Source organism: Bradyrhizobium sp. AUGA SZCCT0182 (genome assembly GCF_018130185.1).
Lineage (GTDB): Bacteria > Pseudomonadota > Alphaproteobacteria > Rhizobiales > Xanthobacteraceae > Bradyrhizobium.
In genome coordinates, this window is the sequence record NZ_JAFCLY010000009.1 from 157,292 (window position 1) to 176,565 (window position 19,274).

General features: G+C 62.3%; 19 protein-coding genes, 1 tRNA gene and 1 pseudogene. 10 read left to right on the plus strand and 11 right to left on the minus strand.

What is annotated here, in order from left to right; all coding sequences use genetic code 11:
• Positions 1–11 precede the first annotated feature (11 nt).
• Complete coding sequence (locus JQ611_RS12855) at positions 12–938, plus strand: dihydrodipicolinate synthase family protein (protein ID WP_192735808.1); 927 nt, start codon at positions 12–14, stop codon at positions 936–938.
• A 7-nt stretch (positions 939–945) separates the two neighbouring features.
• On the opposite strand, the gene JQ611_RS12860 is transcribed toward JQ611_RS12855, so the two are convergent.
• Genes JQ611_RS12860 through JQ611_RS12870 form a run of 3 tightly spaced genes read right to left on the minus strand, consistent with a single transcriptional unit; the run spans position 946 to position 5,487 of the window.
• Positions 946–1,854: a hydroxymethylglutaryl-CoA lyase gene (locus tag JQ611_RS12860; protein WP_212465639.1), complete on the minus strand. Its 909-nt coding sequence runs from the start codon at positions 1,852–1,854 to the stop codon at positions 946–948.
• A gap of 7 nt (positions 1,855–1,861) precedes the next feature.
• Complete coding sequence (locus JQ611_RS12865) at positions 1,862–3,868, minus strand: acetyl/propionyl/methylcrotonyl-CoA carboxylase subunit alpha (RefSeq protein WP_212465640.1); 2,007 nt, start codon at positions 3,866–3,868, stop codon at positions 1,862–1,864.
• Between the two features lie 14 nt (positions 3,869–3,882).
• On the minus strand, positions 3,883–5,487 hold the full coding sequence (locus JQ611_RS12870; protein ID WP_212465641.1) for a carboxyl transferase domain-containing protein: 1,605 nt from the start codon (positions 5,485–5,487) through the stop codon (positions 3,883–3,885).
• A gap of 331 nt (positions 5,488–5,818) precedes the next feature.
• Here JQ611_RS12870 and JQ611_RS12875 point away from each other — a divergent pair, with 331 nt between their 5' ends.
• Both JQ611_RS12875 and JQ611_RS12880 read left to right on the plus strand, forming a co-directional pair.
• The gene (locus JQ611_RS12875) at positions 5,819–6,466 is read left to right on the plus strand and encodes a TetR/AcrR family transcriptional regulator (protein WP_212389321.1); all 648 of its coding nucleotides are present in this window, start codon (positions 5,819–5,821) and stop codon (positions 6,464–6,466) included.
• 33 nt (positions 6,467–6,499) lie between these two features.
• Positions 6,500–6,994: an Lrp/AsnC family transcriptional regulator gene (locus JQ611_RS12880; protein ID WP_212465642.1), complete on the plus strand. Its 495-nt coding sequence runs from the start codon at positions 6,500–6,502 to the stop codon at positions 6,992–6,994.
• A 52-nt stretch (positions 6,995–7,046) separates the two neighbouring features.
• Here the strand turns inward: JQ611_RS12880 and JQ611_RS12885 are convergent, their stop codons facing one another.
• Positions 7,047–7,352, minus strand: coding sequence for an ETC complex I subunit (locus tag JQ611_RS12885; RefSeq protein WP_212261623.1), 306 nt, complete (start codon positions 7,350–7,352; stop codon positions 7,047–7,049).
• Between the two features lie 299 nt (positions 7,353–7,651).
• Between JQ611_RS12885 and JQ611_RS12890 the strand changes: the two genes are divergently transcribed.
• Positions 7,652–8,800 carry an OpgC domain-containing protein gene (locus JQ611_RS12890; protein ID WP_212261626.1) on the plus strand — a complete coding sequence of 383 codons (1,149 nt, stop codon included), beginning with the start codon at positions 7,652–7,654 and terminating at the stop codon, positions 8,798–8,800.
• On the opposite strand, the pseudogene JQ611_RS43005 reads toward JQ611_RS12890, so the two are convergent.
• Together JQ611_RS43005 and JQ611_RS12895 are read right to left on the minus strand one after the other, a co-directional pair.
• Positions 8,775–8,828: pseudogene (locus JQ611_RS43005) on the minus strand (hypothetical protein); the annotation flags it as partial. The gene JQ611_RS12890 and the pseudogene JQ611_RS43005 sit on opposite strands and share 26 nt — an antisense overlap.
• An 18-nt stretch (positions 8,829–8,846) precedes the next feature.
• The gene (locus tag JQ611_RS12895) at positions 8,847–10,655 is read right to left on the minus strand and encodes a carbamoyltransferase C-terminal domain-containing protein (RefSeq protein ID WP_212465643.1); all 1,809 of its coding nucleotides are present in this window, start codon (positions 10,653–10,655) and stop codon (positions 8,847–8,849) included.
• A gap of 509 nt (positions 10,656–11,164) precedes the next feature.
• Here JQ611_RS12895 and JQ611_RS12900 point away from each other — a divergent pair.
• The gene (locus JQ611_RS12900; protein ID WP_212389324.1) at positions 11,165–11,383 is read left to right on the plus strand and encodes a hypothetical protein; all 219 of its coding nucleotides are present in this window, start codon (positions 11,165–11,167) and stop codon (positions 11,381–11,383) included.
• A 311-nt stretch (positions 11,384–11,694) separates the two neighbouring features.
• On the opposite strand, the gene JQ611_RS12905 is transcribed toward JQ611_RS12900, so the two are convergent.
• Positions 11,695–12,471 carry a cyclase family protein gene (locus JQ611_RS12905; protein ID WP_212465644.1) on the minus strand — a complete coding sequence of 259 codons (777 nt, stop codon included), beginning with the start codon at positions 12,469–12,471 and terminating at the stop codon, positions 11,695–11,697.
• A 57-nt stretch (positions 12,472–12,528) separates the two neighbouring features.
• Complete coding sequence (locus tag JQ611_RS12910) at positions 12,529–13,512, minus strand: fumarylacetoacetate hydrolase family protein (RefSeq protein WP_212389326.1); 984 nt, start codon at positions 13,510–13,512, stop codon at positions 12,529–12,531.
• Between the two features lie 98 nt (positions 13,513–13,610).
• Here JQ611_RS12910 and JQ611_RS12915 point away from each other — a divergent pair, with 98 nt between their 5' ends.
• From JQ611_RS12915 to JQ611_RS12935, 5 genes are read left to right on the plus strand one after another with little or no spacing between them, the layout of a single operon-like run.
• Positions 13,611–14,525, plus strand: a complete 915-nt coding sequence (locus JQ611_RS12915) for an ABC transporter substrate-binding protein (RefSeq protein ID WP_409363307.1) — start codon at positions 13,611–13,613, stop codon at positions 14,523–14,525.
• Positions 14,526–14,535: 10 nt separating this feature from the next.
• Positions 14,536–15,234: a GntR family transcriptional regulator gene (locus JQ611_RS12920; RefSeq protein WP_212465645.1), complete on the plus strand. Its 699-nt coding sequence runs from the start codon at positions 14,536–14,538 to the stop codon at positions 15,232–15,234.
• Between the two features lie 4 nt (positions 15,235–15,238).
• Positions 15,239–16,042 (plus strand): ABC transporter ATP-binding protein, encoded by an 804-nt coding sequence (locus tag JQ611_RS12925; protein ID WP_212465646.1) that lies wholly within the window; start codon positions 15,239–15,241, stop codon positions 16,040–16,042.
• A 44-nt stretch (positions 16,043–16,086) separates the two neighbouring features.
• The gene (locus JQ611_RS12930) at positions 16,087–16,815 is read left to right on the plus strand and encodes an ABC transporter permease (RefSeq protein ID WP_212389361.1); all 729 of its coding nucleotides are present in this window, start codon (positions 16,087–16,089) and stop codon (positions 16,813–16,815) included.
• Complete coding sequence (locus tag JQ611_RS12935; protein WP_212261650.1) at positions 16,812–17,585, plus strand: ABC transporter permease; 774 nt, start codon at positions 16,812–16,814, stop codon at positions 17,583–17,585. The genes JQ611_RS12930 and JQ611_RS12935 overlap by 4 nt, the downstream gene beginning before the upstream one ends.
• 77 nt (positions 17,586–17,662) lie before the next feature.
• Here JQ611_RS12935 and JQ611_RS12940 read toward each other — a convergent pair.
• The 3 genes from JQ611_RS12940 to JQ611_RS12950 all read right to left on the minus strand — a co-directional run bounded on the left by JQ611_RS12940 (position 17,663) and on the right by JQ611_RS12950 (position 19,233).
• A tRNA-Pro gene (locus JQ611_RS12940) sits at positions 17,663–17,739 on the minus strand.
• A 169-nt stretch (positions 17,740–17,908) separates the two neighbouring features.
• Positions 17,909–18,325: a DUF192 domain-containing protein gene (locus JQ611_RS12945; RefSeq protein ID WP_249133138.1), complete on the minus strand. Its 417-nt coding sequence runs from the start codon at positions 18,323–18,325 to the stop codon at positions 17,909–17,911.
• Positions 18,326–18,567: 242 nt separating this feature from the next.
• Complete coding sequence (locus JQ611_RS12950) at positions 18,568–19,233, minus strand: cold-shock protein (RefSeq protein ID WP_212261653.1); 666 nt, start codon at positions 19,231–19,233, stop codon at positions 18,568–18,570.
• Positions 19,234–19,274 lie beyond the last annotated feature (41 nt).

Consider the following 19,274-nt stretch of genomic DNA (forward strand, 5'->3'; position numbering starts at 1 on the left):
GGAGCGAAACAATGAGCCCACGCATTTCCTGGGAAGGCGTCTTCCCGGCCGTTACCACGCAATTCCATGACGACCTGTCGCTCGACATCAACGCCACCGCCAAAGTGATGGACGGCTTGATCCGCGACGGCGTATCCGGACTGATCATCTGCGGTTCGGTCGGCGAGAACACCTCGCTCGAGCGCAAGGAAAAGATCGCCATCATGGAGACGGCTAAGTCGGTCGCGGCCGGCCGCGTTCCTGTGTTGTGCGGCATCGCCGAGTTCACGACGGCCTTTGCGGTGGAAACCGCCAGGGAAGCCGCGCGGGTCGGGATCGACGGCATCATGGTGATGCCGGCGCTGGTCTATTCGTCCAAGCCGCACGAGACCGCCGCGCACTTCAGATCGGTCGCAACGGCGACCGATCTGCCTGTCATGCTCTACAACAACCCGCCGATCTACAAGAACGACGTGACGCCGGATATTCTCGCCACGCTCGCCGACGTCGAGACGGTGGTGTGCTTCAAGGATTCCTCCGGCGACACCAGGCGTTTCATCGACACCCGCAACATGGTCGGCGATCGCTTCGTGCTGTTTGCAGGGCTCGACGACGTCATCGTCGAGAGCGTGGCCATGGGCGCCGTCGGCTGGGTATCCGGCATGTCGAATGCCTTCCCGCGCGAAGGGGAAACCTTGTTCCGCCTCGCCAAGGCCGGACGCTACGCCGAAGCGATGCCGCTGTACGAATGGTTCATGCCGCTGCTGCATCTCGATGCCCGTCCGGACCTCGTCCAGTGCATCAAGCTTTGCGAGCACATCATTGGCCGTGGCACCGCGCTGACCCGTCCGCCGCGGCTGGCCCTGCTGCCGCACGAAAAGGCGGAGGTCGAAGCCATCATGGCCACGGCGCTGAAGAACCGGCCGATGCTGCCGAATGTCGGCTTGAAGGCCGCCTAAAGCGGGTCTATTTCGCGGCCCGCGTCTTTGCGTTCAATGCCGACGCGACGCGGCTGACCGGAGGCCTGCCAATCAAGCGGCTGACCTCATTGGTGGCCGCGAGCAGCTTTGTCATGTCCACTCCGGTTTTCATCCCCAAGCCCTCGAGCATGTAGATCACGTCCTCGGTCGCGACATTACCGGTCGCGCCGGGGGCGTAGGGGCAGCCGCCGAGACCGCCGGCGGCGGAATCGATCACGCGCGCGCCCTCTTCCATCCCCGCATAGAGGTTGGCCAGCGCCTGTCCATAGGTGTCATGGAAATGCATCGCGAGCTTTTCCATCGGCACGCTACCGGCCACCGCACGCAGCAGCTGCCGCGCCTTCATCGGCGTACCGACGCCGATGGTGTCGCCGAGCGAGACCTCGTAACAACCGAGGTCCCACAGCATTTTGGCGACGTCGACGACCGCTTGCGGCTTCACCTCGCCATCAAAGGGACAGCCGAGCACGCAGGAAATATAGCCGCGCACCCTGATGCCATCGGCCTTGGCGCGGGCGACCACCGGCTTGAAGCGCTCGATCGATTCCGCGACCGAGCAATTGATGTTGGCGCGCGAAAATCCTTCCGAGGCCGAGGCGAACACGGCAATGACCTTGGCGCCGGCCGCTTGCGAGGCCTCGTAGCCCTTTTCGTTCGGCACCAGCACGTGGAATTCACTGCCCGCGATATGGCTGACGCCGCGCAACACCTGGTCCGAGCCGATCATCTGCGGGATCGCCTTCGGCGACACGAAGGCGCCGACCTCGACGGTGTGCAATCCTGCACCGATCAACGCCTCGATGAAGGCGATGCGGTCCGCGACGCTGATCGGGATCTTCTCGTTCTGCAGCCCGTCGCGCGGCCCTACTTCAATGATACGGACAGCGTCGCTCATTTCGGCCTCACGAGGCTGCAGGTTCGACTTCGGCGAGTTCGACGCCTTCGCCAACGATATCGCCGACCTTGCATTTGATCTTCTTCAACACGCCGGCAAACGGCGCGCGCAGGGTCTGCTCCATCTTCATGACTTCCAGCGTCAGGATCGCAGCCCCCTTCTCCAGCGTCGCGCCCTCCTCGGCCAGCAACGCCACCACGGTGCCCGGCAACGGCGCCACGATCTTGTCCTCGCCGACATGCTCCTCGGTCTCGCCGCCGAACGGATCGACCCAATGCAGGTCGAAGCGGCCGTTGCGGGTGCGCAGATAGAGTTCGTGGCCCTCGATCACCGCGACGACGCGGGATTTCATCCCGTCGAGCGTGAGATCAAAACCGCCATCGTCCGCCGGCGTCGTGGTGAAAACGAATTGGCGCTCGCCGATCGACAGCGTCGACGCGCCGTTGCCATAGTCCAGCGTGACCTTCTGCTCGGCGCCCTGGCTCTGGCGCAGCGCGAACGCCCGCTGCCGCTGACCGACCGGCTGCCAGCCAAAGGCCTGCCACGGCGAATGCGCCTCCTTGGCTGCGGCCTTGCGCTCCTCGACGACGATAGCGGCGACCGCTGCACAGAGTTCAAGATCGCCGCAGGCGTATTTCGGGTCCGTCAGGCCCTTCAGTTCGCGTTCGATAAAACTGGTGTCGATCGCGTTCGCCCGAACTTGCGGATGCGTCACCAGCGCCGACAGGAACGGAATGTTGGTGACGATGCCGCGGACGTCGGTTTCTTCGAGGCCGCGGTTGAGCCGTTCAATCGCCGCCTGACGGGTCGGCGCCCATGCGATCACCTTCGCGAGCATCGCGTCGTAATAGGGCGATACCGCATCGCCGCTGCGATAACCGGCATCGATCCGCAGGCCGTCAACCGCGTCCGGCGTACGCCATGTCTTGATCCGGCCGACCGAGGGCATAAAATTCTTCTGCGGGTTTTCCGCATAAACCCGCGCCTCGATGGCGTGGCCGTTCAGTTTGATCTCATTTTGAGCCAGCGGCAGCTTCTCGCCGAACGCCACCCGCAACTGCCATTCCACAAGGTCGACGCCGGTGATCAGTTCGGTCACGGGATGCTCGACCTGCAGGCGCGTGTTCATCTCGATAAAGAACACCTCCTTGCCGTCGGAGACGAATTCGATGGTGCCGGCACCGACATAATTGACCGCCGCAGCCGCCTTGCGCGCGGCGGCACAGACCGCCTCGCGCTGGGTGGCGTCCAACGTCGGCGACGGCGCTTCCTCGATCACCTTCTGATGCCGCCGCTGCAGCGTGCATTCGCGCTCGAACAGCGACAGCAGATTGCCGTGGCTGTCGCCGATGATCTGCACCTCGATGTGACGCGGGTTGAGGACGAATTTTTCGATCAGCATGCGATCGTCGCCGAACGCGGCTTTTGCTTCGCGCTTGGCACTGACGATGGCCGCCGCCAGTTCACTGGCCGAATTGACCACGCGCATGCCGCGCCCGCCGCCACCGGCCGAGGCCTTGACCAGCACCGGGAAGCCGATCTTGTCGGCGGCCTGCGCCAGCGTCGCCTCGTCCTGGGCCTCGCCGTGATAGCCGGGCACCAGCGGCACGCCGGCCTTTTCCATCAGCGCCTTGGAGCCGGATTTGGAGCCCATTGCCGTCATCATCGCGGCGGTCGGACCGACGAACACCAGGCCGGCGTCGAGGCAGGCTTGCGCGAACTCGGCATTTTCGGACAGGAACCCGTAGCCGGGGTGCACCGCTTCGGCGCCGGTCTGGCGCGCGGCCTCAATGACCCGCTCGACGTTGAGGTAGCTGTCGCGGGCCCGCGCCGGCCCCAGCAGCACGGCCTCATCGGCCATGGCGACATGCATGGCGTCGCGGTCGGCTTCGGAATAGACGGCCACGGTGCGCAGCCCCATGGCGCGGGCGGAGCGGATCACGCGGCAGGCGATCTCGCCGCGGTTGGCGATCAAGAGCGTGCGAAAACGCCGGTATAGTTTCGAGCGGTCCATCATGAGTTCCTGCATCACATCCTGAACAGGCCGAATTTCGTCGGTTCGATCGGCGCGTTGGCAGCCGCGGATAATCCAAGGCCGAGCACCAGCCGCGTGTCGGCGGGATCGATCACCCCATCATCCCACAGCCGCGCGGTGGCATAATAAGGACTGCCCTGGCTCTCATACTGAGCACGAATCGGCGCACGAAACTTCTCGTCCTCTTCGGCCGACCAGGTGTCGCCCTTCGCCTCGATACCGTCGCGCCGCACCTGGGCCAGAACCATCGACGCCTGCTCGCCGCCCATCACCGAAATGCGGGCGTTCGGCCACATCCAGAGGAAGCGCGGGCTGTAGGCCCGCCCCGACATGCCGTAATTGCCGGCGCCATAGGAGCCGCCGATCACGACGGTGAATTTCGGCACCCCGGCGGTCGCCACCGCCGTCACCAGCTTGGCGCCGTCGCGCGCGATGCCGCCGGCCTCGTATTTCTTGCCGACCATGAAGCCGGTGATGTTCTGCAGGAACACCAGCGGGATATTGCGCTGGCAGCACAATTCGATGAAGTGCGCGCCCTTCAGCGAGCTTTCGCTGAACAGGATGCCGTTATTGGCGATGATGCCGACCGGATAGCCCCAGATATGGGCAAAGCCGCAGATCAGGGTCGTGCCGTAGAGCTTCTTGAATTCGTCGAATTCGGATCCATCCACCACCCGCGCGATGATGTCATGGACGTCGAACGGCTTGCGGCCGTCGGCGGAAACCACGCCGTAGATTTCTTCCGCCGGAAACCGCGGCTCGCGCGGCTCGCGCATGTTGAGTGTGGCGCGCGTCGGCGGTTTCAGCGTGGCGACGATACGCCGCGCAATCCCGATCGCATGGGCGTCGTTCTGCGCGTAATGGTCGGTGACGCCGGATTGCCGCGAATGCACGTCGGCGCCGCCGAGTTCTTCGGCCGTGACCACCTCGCCGGTCGCGGCCTTCACCAGCGGCGGTCCGCCGAGGAAGATCGTGCCCTGGTTGCGCACGATGATGCTCTCGTCCGACATCGCGGGCACATAGGCGCCGCCGGCCGTGCAGGAGCCCATCACAATGGCGATCTGCGGAATGCCTTGTGCCGACATCTGCGCCTGGTTGTAGAAGATGCGGCCGAAATGCCGCTCGTCGGGGAAGATCTCGTCCTGCAGCGGCAGGAATGCGCCGCCGGAATCGACCATGTAGACGCAGGGCAGATTGTTCTGCCGCGCGATGTCCTGCGCGCGCAGATGCTTCTTCACGGTCATCGGATAGTAAGTGCCGCCCTTGATGGTGGCGTCGTTGGCGACGATGACGCATTCGCGGCCCGAGATGCGCCCTACCCCGGTGATGACGCTGGCGGAATGGACGTCGCCGCCATAGAGGCCGTGGGCGGCCAGCGGCGACAATTCGAGGAACGCGGTCCCGGGATCGACCAGCAGGTCGACACGCTGGCGCGCCAGCATTTTGCCGCGCGAGGTATGCCGCGCGCGCGAGGTCTTGCCGCCGCCGCCGGCAACCACCTTGAGTTTTTCACGGAGGTCGGCGACGAGGCCGCGCATCACTTCAGCGTTGCGGGCAAAATCGGCGGATGTGGGATCGATCGTTGAATGAAGCGACATGGCCTATCGTTTCTTTGAGTGACGGGCGGTGGTGCGTGGGCCTCTAGGACTAACGGGACAAGACCTCTCGCGAAACGGCGCGACAGGCTGTACCATCTTTGCGGTGAAGTGTCCCGGCAGCCGGGATTGACGGCCCGTTTGCAGGATGACGTCTCCTCCGAATTAAAAACGATCATACGTTTTTTTAATGGAGCCGCAAGAGGATGGTCATCATTTTCGATTTTCCGCCAAAATGTCACGTTATGCCGTTGAAATTCCTCACATCTCATGCAATAAACATACGGTCGTTTGTATCTTTACAGGCGACTTATTCGACCGCCCGGGGACCAAAATGGCACGCACGATCGGCTCTTATGGTCCGAAGACGCTGGAAGCGATCCGCAAGGCCGGACTGCGCCTGATCTTCGAACAGGGCTATTCCGCGATGAGCCTGCGCGACCTCGCCGCCGAGGTCGGGATCCAGGTGGGGTCGCTGTACAATCATATCAGCACCAAGCAGGAACTGCTGTTCGAGCTGGTGCAGGACCACGTCAACGAGCTCATTCGTCAGCTCGATCTCGCGCTGGAAGGAAAGCAAAGTCCGGAGGAAAAGCTCCGCGCCTTCGTCGCATTCCACGTCACCTACCACATGAGCCGCAAGCGCGAGGTCTTCATCGCCAATTCCGAGCTGCGCAGCCTGGAGCCGAAGAACTATGAGGCGATCGTGGCGCTGCGCAGCGCCTATGAGGCGCGGCTGGCGCGTATCCTCTCGGAGGGCGTTTCCGAAGGCGCCTTCGAAGTCGTTGACGTGAAGGTGGCGACGTTTGCGATCCTGGCGCTCCTGACCGGCCTCTGCACCTGGTACCGGCCGGGCGGACGCCTGACCAGGGACGCGATCATCGCCGCCCATGAGAAACTCGTGCTGTCGGGCGTGACGCCGCAGGCCGCGAGCGCCCCTGCCCGCAGCATCCGCAAGCCACGGCGCGTTGCAGCCGTCTAGCAGCGGCGGACTCTTGAGCGCGAACGAGCAGCCATGACAGCCAATCACAAGCTCGACGACATCGACCTGAAGATATTGTCCGAGCTCCAGAAGGATGGACGCATCCGGATCAACGAACTGGCCAGTCGTGTCGGCCTCTCCCTGCCGCCTTGCCTGCGGCGCGTGCGCTCCCTGCGCAGCCGCGGCGTGATCAAGGCGATCCGCGCCACGATCGACGAGAAGGTGCTCGGCTACGAGGTCGTGTCGTTCGTATCGATCCAGCTGGCGAGCCAGGCCAAGGCGACGCTGGAAGCGTTCGAAGCCTCGATTGCGACCTTGCCGCTGGTTCTGCAAAGCTGGCGCATCTCGGGAGAAGCGGACTTTTTACTCAAATGCGTTGCGCCCGATGTCGAGGGGATGCATCAGCAGCTTCGGCAGTTCGCCGCCATGCCCGAGGTCCGGACCATCAGAAGCCTGCCGGTCCTTGGCGTCGCGAAGGATGCGCCCTTGCCGATCCCGGGGGATCCGACGCCCCGAACCGATCCCTAACGCTTCAATGGGTTCAGGACTTAATGGGTTCAGGACTTGGTGGCTTCAGGACTTAGTGGGTCCAGGGCTCGCCGCGCCGGAACGCGAAATTATCGGCATAGGCGACCTGCCGGTGCGCGGAGTCCTTGGGTTCGATCACCTGATAGGGAATGCCCTTGCGCTCGCAATAGGCCACCGCGTCTTCCTTGGTATCGAAGCGGAGCGTGAGCTGCTGCTTCATGTCGCCGGATGAGGTCCACCCCATCAGCGGTTCAATGGCCCGGGGCTGCTCGGGCTCATAGTCGAGCTGCCACTCCCGGGTCTTGGCCCTCCCCGATTGCATCGCGTTTTTGGCAGGTTTAAAAATGCGTGCGGTCATGGATGGTCGGGTCCTCAGAGATATGCGACATCAGATATGCGACTTAACGACATGCGACTTAACGACAGGGGTACTTGGAGAGTTTTGGCGGAAACCGCCGGGATAGTATAAATACACCTTTCAGGGATTTGATCGGTGATTCCATAACCCCGGATGTACCATTTCCGGACCGGTATAGTCATTATGCTGCACTGTGACAATCTTCGTCCGCCCTGCGGCCAGGGTATGGTTCGAGGCCTGATTCAAGGCTTGGTCCTGCGGCGCGATCGTCCCGACAGCATCACATCGAAGCGGCTCCCATGAAAATCAACGCCACCCTGCCCGAAAAAGGACGCGACCTCCGGCTCGACCTGTTTCGCGGGGTTGCAAACTGGGCGATCTATCTGGATCACATCCCGGACAACGTGGTGAACTGGATCACGACCCGCAACTACGGCTTCAGCGACGCGGCCGACCTGTTCGTTTTCATTTCCGGATATACTGCCTCCTTCGTCTATGCCCGGATGATGCTCGACCGCGGCTTCATCGTCGGCGCCACGCGGCTGACCAAGCGCGTCTGGCAGCTCTACGTCGCCCATATCATCCTGTTCGTGATCTATATCGCCTCGATCAGCTACCTCGCGCTGCGGTTTGGCGATTCCGAGCTCGTCAACGAGTTCAACGTCGTCGGCCTGGTCGACAACGCAACCGAAACGTTGCGCCAAGGCTTGTTCCTGAAGTTCAAGCCGGTCAATCTCGACGTGCTGCCGCTCTACATCGTGCTGATGGGGCTGTTTCCGCCGGTGCTGTGGATGATGCTGCGCCAGCCCAACTGGACCATGGTCGCCGCGATCGTGCTGTGGCTGGTGTCGCGGCAGACCGGCTGGAACCTGGCGGCCTATCCCGCCGGAACCTGGTACTTCAACCCGTTCGCCTGGCAGGTGTTGTTCGTGTTCGGCTCCTGGTGCGCGCTCGGCGGCGCCCGGCGGTCGGCGGCGGTGATCAATCACCCGCTGACGCTGTATTTCTGTATCGCCTACCTGCTGTTGGGGCTGGTCATGACGATGGCCGGCAGGTTTCCGGATTTCGGAAACATGTTCCCGCATTGGCTCTATTCGATGTTCAATCCGAACGACAAGACCAATCTGGCGCCCTACCGCTTCATCCATTTCGTGGTGATCGTGATCATGGTGATCCGGTTCATCCCGAAGGATTGGCCGGCGCTGGAATGGAGAATATTCGATCCGCTGGTGGTCTGCGGCCAGCAATCGCTCGCGGTGTTCTGCGTCGGCGTGTTCCTCTCGTTCGTCGGGCACTTCCAGCTGTCGCTAAGTTCCGGTTCGCTGTTCGCGCAGATCTTCGTCAGCGTAACCGGCATCGCGATCATGACCATCGTCGCCTACTACATTTCCTGGTCGAAACGGCAGGACAAGCCGCTGCCCAAGCCGGTGGCGCCGAAAGCCGCCTGACCGCGGCGGCTTGATCCGGGTGCCTCAGCTTAGAAAACGGCCACCTTTAGGCCGGCCGGGCGGTCGCTGACACCAGGTTCCTCACGTCGTCGTAGGTATCGACCAGCGGTCCGACGATCTTGTGCATGGCGGTCTTCGATACCACCGTATCGTGCATGATCAGATGGTCGACCCCCGTGGTCAGGAAGCAGGCCACAGCATCGCGCGGCGTTTCGACGATCGGCTCGCCCTTGATGTTGTATGACGTGTTGATCAGCACGGGAACGCCGGTCAGCGCGTCGAACTCCTTCAGCAACTGGTACAGCCTCGGATTGGTCGCTTCGCGCACGGTCTGGACGCGCGCCGTACCGTCGACATGCACGATCGCCGGAATCTTGTCGCGCCATTCAGGGCGAACCGGTTTCGCAAGCAGCATGAACGGCGAATCCGCGTCGCCCTCGAAAATGTCCTTCATCCGCTCGGCCAATACGATCGGCGCGAACGGGCGGAACGCCTGGCGGTGCTTGACGCGGCTGTTCAGGATGTCCTTCATCTCGGGCTTGCGGGGATCACCGAGCAGGCTGCGGTTGCCGAGCGCCCGCGGGCCGAACTCCGAGCCGCCCTGAAACCAGCCGATCACCCGCTGATCGGCGAGCAACTTCGCGGTATCGCGGCAAATATTGTCGCTGCGTCTCGCGTCGATCTGGATGCGCACCAGAAACCGCTGCAGCGCAGCCGTGACATCCGCATCGCTATAGGGTTTGCCGATATAGGAATGCTCCATGACGAAGTTGCGGCGCTGCTTCAGGATCTCGAGCCAGCCATAATACGCGCAACCGATCGCAATGCCGTCATCGCCGGTCGCCGGCTGGATCCAGATATTGTCGAAACCGGCTTCACGGGCGAGCCGGCCATTGGCCACGCAGTTCAGGGCGACACCACCGGCCATCGTCAGGTTCTTGGCGCCGGTCGTTTCGCGAAGCCAGCGGGCGCGGGCGAGCAGCACGTTCTCGGTATCGTCCTGCACCCGCCAGGCCAGATCCTCCCAGTGCCGCATCGCCGGGTGCTTTTCCCAGTTGCCGCCGTCCTGGACGTAGGGCTGCTTGAGTTCGGTGGTCCAGTGCGGAACCTGCAGCTTGCCGTCGGTCAGCCCCATCAGGCTCTTGACCGCGTTGTGGCGGCCATAGGGCGCGAGCCCCATCAGCTCGCCGCATTTGTTCCAGTCGCCGAAAATGTAGGTCGACGCCCGGCTGTAGAGCGCGCCCATCCCCGGCATGTTGTAGAATTCATCGCTCAGGAAGCCGCGGTCCGGCTCCATGAAAACCTTCTTCAGGCATTCGAGCGTCGATCCCTTGAACTTGTAATAGCTCTCGGATTCGCGCGCGAGCGGCGTTGCGGTGTCGCTCGAGGGATAGGACTCCATGACATCGGACTGATAGCTGCCGACGCCATCGACGATCATCACCACGCCCTCCTCGAACGGCGATACCGCGAACGCGCTGTAGGCGTGCGCCAGATGGTGGGAGATCGTCACCACCTTGTCCTGACGCGACAGGTACAACGGGTGCTTGGCCGCGTCGTCCCGTTCGAATTCGGGAAGGAAGCCCGGCGCGTCAAAATAGACCAGCCGTTCTTCCATTTCCCCCACCGGCATGATGTAGCAATTGCGAACGATCAGATCGATATCATCCAGCGTGATGCCTTCAGCCTCGAGGCAATAATCGATCACCTCCTTGTAAAAGCCGGACGCATGCTTGACCCGCGTGATCCGCTCCTTGGCGATCGCGAATGCGATGACGCCGTCACGCAACAGGCAGGCGCTCACATCATGGTCGTAGGTGTTCAGGCCGAGAACATAGGTGTGCTGTTTGGGCATGGATACTCTTTAAGGCGGGGGACCGTCGTGCGCGAGATGTCGACTTCAAGTTGTTGGCGTGGGCTTGCTCGGTTTCTTGCCTGATTTCTCGGCTGGTTTGTCGTGCCGAGTTTTCGTTTCGGTAATTCTGCAGTGCACAATCGTCGGACAGAAAGATGAACGAAGATGAACAAAGATGAACAAAGATTAACGGCGCGACGCGAGAATTCGTCGCAAGCCGGAGTGTAACTTGACCTTATCTTTCCATCTTAATAAAGTCCCGAATTGCCGGAAGAACCTTAGTAAAGATATTATCTTAGCTCATCTGAACCGAAAGCATTTTCGAGCGTCTAAGTTTGATAGTGCGGAAAAGTCCAGGTGGTTTTGAAAGTGACCGGGAGATTCTAGAATGGCTAAACGCTACAATATCCTGACGCGTTGTCTTGCAGCGCTCGCCCTGTTGTTCGTCTACGTCGCCAGTACGTCTGCCATTCTGGTAGGTGCAACGACCTCGCCGGCGGAAGCCCGCGGTGGAAGAGGCCGTGGCGGCGGATGGGGCCGCGGCGGTGGTCGTGGTTTCTATCGCGGCGGTGGCTGGGGTCGTGGATATGGCCGTGGCCGAGGCTATGGCTTCTACGGTGTTCCCGTGGTTCGTGGCGGACCGCGTTGCTGGTGGAATGCCTACGGCGTTCGCGTCTGCAGGTATTATTGATACCGGACTGATCGGCGAAATTTACGCCACGGTCTAAACAATACTCAGGTGTGCCGGACAACCGGCACGCCTTTTTCTTTGCCGCCAATTTGACACCTCCACTGCGCGATATGTGGCTAGCTTGATAAGCCACCTGTTCGATATGAGCGCGCTGCGCTCAATCGATATGCGCAGTCTCTGCGTTGCGCGCGCGACCGCTGTTGTAAGTGTCAGCGCGCCGGCACCGAGGATGAAGCCGCGGCGGGGTTGAGATCGACGAAGCGGACTCACTCCCGCAGAAGCATCCGCCAACGGGCTGGACGCAATTCCATCATGAATTCCTCTCGGCCTTTCTCGCTGGCGATGGATCTATCCGTCGAGAATAGCGACGGCCCGGGTCCAGCCCGCCGAGGCGCGTTCGATCTTCACCGGGAAGCAGGACACCATGAACTCGGTCGATGGCAGTTGCTCGAGGTTGTGCAACTTCTCGATGTGGCAATAGCCGATGTGACGGCCGGCCTTGTGGCCTTCCCAGATCAGGCTGGCGTCCTTGGTCTCGGCATATTTCTGCGCGGTGTAGACGAACGGCGCATCCCAGCTCCAGCCGTCGATGCCGGTCAGCCGCACGCCGCGCTCCAGAAGATACATCGTCGCCTCATAGCCCATGCCGCAGCCCGAGGTGACGTAATCCTGTTGGCCATATTTCATGCCGGCGCTGGTGTTAACCACCACGATTTCCAGCGGCGACAGCGTATGACCGATACGCTTGAGCTCGTTCTCCACGTCCTTGGCGGTCGCCACATAGCCGTCGGCAAAATGCCGGAAGTCGAGCTTCACCCCCGGCTGCAGGCACCATTCCAGCGGCACTTCGTCGATGGTCCAGGATCGCTCGCCCCGGTTCATGGTGGGATGGAAGTGCCAGGGCGCATCCAGGTGGGTGCCGTTGTGGGTCGAGAGCTGCACCTGCTCGACCGCCCAGCCCTGCCCGTCCGGCAGGTCTTCGGCCTTCAGCCCGTCAAAGAACTGCAGCATGCGCGGCAGGCCCTGCTGGTGGTCGATGTACTGGATGGTCGGGTGACCGCCCGGCGGATCGGCGGGTACATCGTTTTGCAGGGGAACAGAGATATCGATCAACTTACGCGCCATTGGCGTTTCCTCGCTGAATGTTTTTGGTTCTTGTTGTGGTGGCGTGGTCGCGGCGGCCTATTGCCGTTCGACCCGGTTCTTCAGGATACCGATCTTTTCGACTTCGAGCTCGATGCTGTCGCCGTGTTCGAGATACCAGCCGAGTTCCAGTCCGCAGCCATTGCCGACCGTGCCGGAGCCGATGAATTCGCCGGGCATCAGGGTCTCGTCCTTGGTGACATGGGCGATAATCTCCTCGAATGAAAACAGCATTCCATCGGAAACCCCTTGCGAGCGCATCTTGCCGTTGACGCGCACTTCCATCTTGAGCTTGTAGGGGTCTCCGATTTCGTCCGGCGTGATGATCCACGGTCCCATCACATTGCCGCCATCGAAACTCTTGCCTTTTGCGGGGCCGAGCCGCCCCTCCATTTCGATACGCTGGGCGTCGCGCGCAGAAAAGTCGTTGAAGATCGTATAACCGAAGATGTGATCCTTGGCTTTTGCAGCGGAAATATCGGCACCCTTGTTCTTGGTGATGATGCCGAATTCGCATTCATAATCCATCACCTGACTGTAGCGCGGCCACTTTACGGTGGTGTTGGTGCCGCGGACGCTGAAGCGGTTGGTGATGTAATAGATCGGCTGCTTGCGATAGACCTCCGGCAATTCGCCGAGCGGCTCGGCCTCGATCCGCGCCAGTTCCGCCATGTCGTTCCTGGCGCGTGCGGCGAGCTTGAGCTGGCCGCGCGGGGCCTGGAGAATGTGCAGCGGGAACGACATGCCGTCCCGCATCTGCCGCGGCTCCGGGATCGGGGCGAGGATATCGGCCGTTGCAGCGGACACCGACAAGGTTTCGTCCTTGCCGTGCTTGTCGAACACGGCCGATGCCTGTTCGAGCGCGCCTTCGCCGGCATCGATCAGGGCAAGCATGGAAACGAAGGCCGGATTGGCGGCGCCGTTCCGGCTGGCGGCCGCGGCGAGATCGAACAATTTGCCGTCACCGGAGTGCACGATCCCGAGCTTTTCCCGACCGTCGGATTTGAATGTTGCGAGTTTCATTGTGTGCCGCCTCTTGCTTTTGGATGGAATATATGATCAAAAAAAATATCGATAATCAAGCACCAAAAATGTAAACCGGGGAGATGGCGGTGAAAACGATCCTTGCAACCTTTGCGGTCAGCCTGGCGCTGGCGGGAGCTGCCGTCGCACAGGCCAAGATTCAGGTCGGTTGCACGGCGACGTCGGATTGCGCCTCCGCCATGGTGGCGATCGACGAAGGCATCTTCAAAAAGCACGGGCTTGAAGTCGAGATGACGCCGATCGGCATCAATTCGAACATCCCCGCCGCGATCCTTTCCAACTCGATTCAGATCGGTGGTCCAACCTCGACCGTGTTCCTGCAGGCCGTCGACGGCGGCCTCGACCTCGTCGCCATCGCCGGCGCGAGCGTGATGAGCCCGGTGAACCAGGACAGCATCGCCGCCTTCGTCCGCAACGGCATTACCATCAAGGAGCCGAAGGATTTTGTCGGCAAGAAAGTCGGTGCGCCCGGCCTCAACGCCTTCCTGCATGTGCTGTTCGTAAAGTGGCTGGTGGACAAAGGTGTCGATCCCAGACGCGTCAATTTCGTCGAGGTCACCTTCCCGACCATGGCCGACATCATCAAGTCCGGCGGCGTCGATGCCGTGCTCACGGCCGAGCCGTTCGTGACGCGTATGCTGAACGCAGGATTGGGCTCGGTCGGCGCGCGTTATGCAGCCGAGCTCGCGCGCACTGAGCCGATCATTTTCTACGCGGCATCCCGCGAATGGGCCGACAAGAACGCCGTCGCGATCAAGAAATTTCGCGATGCGATCGCTGAATCTGCGCTGATCGTCAATGGCGATCGCGACAAGGCCTCCGCGTCGATTGCCAAATTCACCAAGCAGCCGATCGAATTGGTCAAGGCGACGCCCCCGAACCAATCCGAGCCGGTGCTTAAGCCCGAGCAGTTGAGCTGGTGGATCGAGGTGATGTCGTCGCAGAAAATGCTGCAATCCAGGCTCGATACCGCCAAACTGGTCCTGAAGTGAGGCTGTTGCAATGTCGACTACCGAGCGCAATTCGACCCAACCCGCGACTGAGGCCGCAACCTTAAGCGAGCGCGCCGCCACGCTGGTCGAGCACGACATACTGGCCGGGCATCTCGCGCCGGGATCGCGGCTTGGGATCATCGATCTGGTTCAGCGCTATGAGATCGGCGCGACGCCGCTGCGCGAAGGATTGTCGCGGCTGATGTCGCGCGGGCTGATCGTCGGAACCGGACAGCGAGGCTTTCGCGTTGCGGACGTCAGCCGCGAAGATCTGCACGATATCACCGTGATGCGGACCGCGGTCGAGATCGAGGCCATCAGGCTGGCGATTACCCATGGCGACGATGCCTGGGAGGCCGGCATCGTCAGCACGCTGCACCAGATGCGCCGGCACATCGAGCGGACCGGCGATGAATTCCGCGAAGGCGCCGAGGATTTCGACCGGCTGCACAAGGGTTTCCACACCGCGCTACTGACCGGCTGCGGCTCCAAGCGGCTGCTATCAGCGCATTCCGATCTCTACGACCAGGCGTACCGCTACCGCCGCGTGATGATGCGCTCCCTCGACAGCGGCAAGAAATTCGTGCGCGTCCACCAATTGCTCGCCGACCGCGTTCTTTCCCGCGATATCGCCGGCGCGCAGGCGATGCTGGAGGCGCATCTGCGTTCGACGATCGACATCGTCTATCCCACTGGAAGCGAGAGCTGACGCCATGGCAAACGCTGCAAAACGCTTCGAAGTCATTCCCGGCCAGACGAGACCGCAGATCGCGTTCACCGGCGTTACGCTCCGGCTCGGTGGCAAGACCATCATCGAGAATTTGAGCCTTGGGGTCCGGCCCGGGGAATTCCTCTGCGTCGTCGGTGCGTCCGGTTGCGGCAAGACCACCGCGCTGCGGCTGGCGGCGGGGCTCTACCAGCCGACCAGCGGCAAGGTGGATTTCGACGGCCAGCCGATGCTGCATCCGCGGCGCGAGATCGCCATCGTCTTCCAGGATTACGGCAAGGCGCTGCTGCCGTGGCGCACCGCGGCCGGCAATGTGTCGCTGGCGCTCGAAGCCGGCGGAATGCCGGCCGCCGAGCGCCCTGCCCGCATCGAGGAATTATTGCGCACGGTCGGCCTGCCTGGCCATGCCGGCAAATATCCCGCAGAAATGTCCGGCGGCATGCAGCAGCGGCTGCAGATCGCACGATGCCTGGCGCAGGAACCGAAGACGCTGCTGATGGACGAACCGTTCGGCGCGCTCGATGCGATGACACGGCAGGGCTTGCAGGACGAGGTGCTGGCGCTGGTGGCTGCAAGCGGCGCCACCGTGATCTTCGTGACGCATGATCTGGACGAGGCCATCTATCTCGGCGACCGCGTCATCGGCCTGTTGCCGCATCCCGGTCGGATCGGCATCGAGCTTGCGGTCAATTTGCCGCGGCCGCGCGATCAGCTTTCGACCCGCGAACACCCGGAATTCCTGCGCTTACGGCGGCAGTTGTTCGACTTCATCAAGGCGACCGAACAGTGACGACGGATAAGGCCAAGGAGAAAGTTAAGGCGCTGTTGCTGCCGATGGCGGTGCTGCTCGCCTTCGAGGCCTGGGCGCGCGCGACGCATCTGCAAAGCGACAGCCTGGCGCCACCAAGCGAGATCGCGATGGCGCTCGCCGGCGCCTTTGCCGACTTCTCAATCCTCACAGCGACGCGCGACACGTTGTTCTCGACCTTTGCGGGCCTTGCCATCGGCACCGTCATCGGGCTGGCACTCGGCATTGCCTTTGGGATTTCAGACACGCTCAACCGCCTGATGGAAGTTACGGTCGAGGCAATCCGACCGATCCCGTCGATCGCCTTGCTGCCGATCGCGCTGATTGCACTCGGGTTCGGCTATCGCATGGAAATCGTGATCGTGGCGTTCGCCTGCGTCTGGCCGATCCTGATCCTGAGCCGGGCGGCGGTACGCAGTATCGAACCGCGGCTGATGGAAGTATCGCGGGCGCTGCGGCTACCCGCCGCGCAACGGGTCTGGAAGATCATTATCCCCGCAGCGCTGCCGCGGATCTTCGTGGCGTTCCGGCTGTCGGCCGGTATCGCGCTGATCGTAGCCGTCACGGTCGAAATCGCGATCAATCCACTGGGGCTGGGTGCAGGCATCATGCTGGCGCAGCAGGCGCTGCGCCCCGACCTGATGCTGGCCTATCTGGTCTGGATCGGCGTCATTGGCTACGCCCTGAACATCCTGCTGGTGGTGGCGCAGCACCGCCTGTTCGGCCGCGCCGCGTTGAGCGGAGACAGCGCATGAACCGTATCGCGACGATCTGGCTCTGGCGCGCCGCAAGCTTTGCAGTCGCCGCTTCCTTCATTGCGCTGTGGCAATTGATCGCCAATCTGAAGCTGGTCTCGCCGGTGTTCCTGCCGGGCCCGGACCGTGCCTGGGCCTCGCTGATGCGCGGATTTTCCAACGGCGATCTCTGGAGCAAGCTCGCCGGCACGCTCGAGCACATGGCCTATGGCTGGCTCGCCGCATCGATCGCCGGTATCGCGATCGGCGCGATCATCGGTTCGTCGCGGATAATGCGGACCTATGTGGCACCGTCGCTGGAGTTTTTGCGGCCGTTGCCGGTATCGGCCATCATCCCGGTCGCGATTGCGATGCTGGGGCTGACCCAGGCGATGGCGCTGTTCGTGATCGCCTTCGGTGCGATCTGGCCGATCATGCTGGCGACGATCCACGGCTTTGCGGCGGTCGAACCCCGCCTCTACGAGGTGGCGCGCTCGCTGCAGATGTCGCGGCTGGCGGTCATCCTCAAGATCGCGCTGCCGTCCGCCAGCCCCGACATTCTCGCCGGCATGCGCCTCAGCCTGACGGTGGCGCTGATCCTGTCGGTGGTCTGCGAAATCCTCGCCGGCCTCGACGGTCTCGGCCATTGGGTGCTGCTCTCGGCCAGAGCCTTCCGCTCGGCCGATCTGTTCGCCGGCGTCATCCTGCTCGGCGTGACCGGTTATGTAACGTCGGTGGCGATGTCGATGGCCGAACATCGCCTGCTGGCATGGCAGGCCTCGCAGCGGTAACGGAACAGCGTAAGAACCACGGGCCAGAATCGCGAGGAAAACGTCAGAATCACTTTGAGTAATTTCAAAGGGTTAGTTGGTCGGGGCAGCTGGATTCGAACCAACGACCTGCAGTACCCAAAACTGCCGCGCTACCAGGCTGCGCTATACCCCGATTGGTGCTGGGAATGGACGTCGATACACGCTTGGGACCTCGCCAGCAAGGCACTGGAGGCCCCAAGCTCAGGTTCAAATGGTGGCCCCATTCTACTTTGCATGGGGTTGTTTTCGAGATTTTTTGTCCGGACCCTGCGATGGCCGCCGCAGAGGCGCCGGGCAGCTTGTCAGCGGCCGTTGAACAGGGGGTGCGCCACCCGGTCGCCGGGCCTGATGCCGTATTTTTGCGCCGTGCCGGCGATCACCTCCAGCACGCCCTTGGCGAGCCCGCCCGACGAGATGATCTTGGTCGACATCGGCTCGGTATTTTCCGCGATCCTCAGGATGCGGCCATCGGCGCGGATGAAGATCATGTCGAGCGAGATGTAGGTGTTCTTCATCCACATCGAGATCTGCTGTTCGGGGGAGAAATCGAACAGCATGCCTTTGCCGTCGGGCAATTCCTTGCGGTGCATCAGCCCGGTGGTCTTCTCCTCTTCGGTGGTCGCCATCTCGACCGAAAACACCTGCACGCCGGACTTGGTGGCGATCTCGAGCGGATGGAAGCTCGCTGCCTGCGCGGTTGCGCCAAGGCTTGCCAACATGCCTAGCCCGACGATCAGCGACGTCACCAACCGTCCGCGCCGACCGGTCCGCGCAACCATCGAAACCAAATTCATAACAACACTCACGCCGGACATCAGGATGATCCAGGAGGATTTAGGGGGCCATTGCCGGGAAATCCTAACCCGATGATTGCGGCAAAGGCCAGAGGCCGGCGCACGCACAGGCACCGAGCGGCTCACGATTCCGTCAGGTGACAGGCCCGGACAGCGGATACGGGCGGTTAGTGCGACGACAGCGCCGACGGCCCGGTCTCGGGGTGGATCTCCGCGGCCATCATGCCCTTGGAGCCGGGCCCGAACCGCACCAGCACGTACTGGCCAGGCCGCAGCTCGGTCATGCCGAAGCGGCGCAGCGTCTCCATATGCACGAAGATGTCAGGCGTCCCCTCGCCGCAGGTCAGGAAGCCGAAACCGCGCAGCCGGTTGAACCATTTGACCTGCGCGCGCTCCAGACCTGAGGTCGGCGTAACGCTGACATGGGTCCGCGGCGGCAGCATCTGCGCCGGATGGATCGCAGTGGACTCATCCATCGAGACGATGCGGAAGGCCTGATAGCCCTTGGCGCGTTGCACGCACTCGACCACCAGCCGCGCACCTTCATACGCGGTCTGATAGCCATCGCGGCGCAGCACCGTGACGTGCAACAGCACGTCGGGCCAGCCATTGTCGGGAACGATGAAGCCGTAGCCTTTCGAGGCGTCGAACCATTTGATGACGCCGGATATTTCGACAAGGTTGGCGGCCGCATCGCCAAGACCCGAAAGAGCATCCATCGCCGGATCGCGCTCGGCGCCGGCAGAGAATTCACTTGGTCCAAGCCTGTTCTGCCCCGTCCCGCCTGACGGCGGCCCCCCGAGCTTCTTGGACTCAAATCCGTCCGACCCCATGACCCCGGACCTCACACATTCATTTGCGGCCCGCTATCGCC